Origin of the sequence: Thalassospira sp. UBA1131 (assembly GCF_002311515.1) — a bacterium.
Lineage (GTDB): Bacteria > Pseudomonadota > Alphaproteobacteria > Rhodospirillales > Thalassospiraceae > Thalassospira.
In genome coordinates, this window is sequence record NZ_DCAO01000134.1 from 6,487 (window position 1) to 6,750 (window position 264).

Consider the following 264-nt stretch of genomic DNA (forward strand, 5'->3'; position numbering starts at 1 on the left):
ACCAACTGAGCTACACCCGCATGGCGTGGCGCGGTTTATATAAGGGGTGGTTCGGTCTGGCAAGGGCTTTTTTGCAAAAAAAAGACGGACCGGAATTTTACCTGGCTGATCGTCCTTGGCAGCCTCGATGCGACGCCTGTTTCGCAGCGAAAAGCGGTCGATCCGGGGTGGGCAGATGTGTAAAAAGCGAGTGGAAAACAAAAAAGCGCCAGCGAAAAATCGCGGCGCTTATTTTGTGCATCATTCCCAATCAGGGAGGGAATG

Annotated in this window: 1 protein-coding gene; it reads left to right on the forward strand. The window is 52.7% G+C overall.

What is annotated here, in order from left to right; all coding sequences use genetic code 11:
- A partial coding sequence (locus tag B3Z49_RS21860) for a hypothetical protein (protein ID WP_296994963.1) occupies positions 1-264 on the forward strand: 264 nt, incomplete at both ends.